Origin of the sequence: Streptomyces sp. H27-H1 (genome assembly GCF_026627445.1) — a bacterium.
Classification (GTDB): domain Bacteria; phylum Actinomycetota; class Actinomycetes; order Streptomycetales; family Streptomycetaceae; genus Streptomyces.
The window spans coordinates 1-659 of sequence record NZ_JAPNLJ010000167.1 but is presented as its reverse complement, the minus strand read 5'-3'; the positions used below and the strand labels follow the sequence as shown (position 1 = coordinate 659).

At 70.1% G+C, this 659-nt stretch carries 1 protein-coding gene; it reads left to right on the top strand.

Features of this window, described 5'->3' with window-relative positions:
• A partial coding sequence (locus OTB20_RS42320; RefSeq protein ID WP_267825201.1) for an IS701 family transposase occupies positions 1-659 on the top strand: 659 nt, incomplete at both ends.

Here is a 659-nt window from a genome sequence, read left to right as displayed (position 1 = left end):
GTTCGTGGCGGATGTGTTCGCGTCCGTGCCGCGTCGGGACCAGCGGGAGAAGGGTGGCTGCTACCTGCGTGGGTTGATGTTGGAGGGGCGGCGCAAGTCCATCCAGGCGATGGCGGGGCGGCTCGTGGACGGCAACGAGCAGAACCTGCAGCAGTTCGTGAACCAGTCCACCTGGGATCCGGTGCCGGTGCGGCGGCGGATCGCCGAACGCATGGTGCCGTTGATCGGACCTGAGGCCTGGGTGATCGACGACGTGTCGTTCCCCAAGGACGGCCGAATGTCGGTCGCTGTGGCCCACCAGTACTGCGGGGCACTGGGCAAACAGGCGAACTGCCAGGTCGCGGTGAGTGTGCACGCGGCCACCGACACCGCGTCGTGCCCGCTGGGGTGGCGCCTGTTCGTCCCCGAGCAGTGGGCCGACGACACGGCGCGGCGCGAGAAGACCGGCATCCCGGAGCATGTGGGGCACCGTGAGAAGTGGCGACTGGCCCTGGACGTCCTGGACGAACTGGCCGGCTGGGGCCTGGTCCCGCCGCTGGTGGTGGCCGATGCCGGCTACGGGCAGAACGCCGAGTTCCGCGCGGGACTTGAGGACCGGGACCTGGGGTATGCAGTCGCGGTCCGCGGCGACCTGACCGCGCACCCCGGTGACGCCGAAC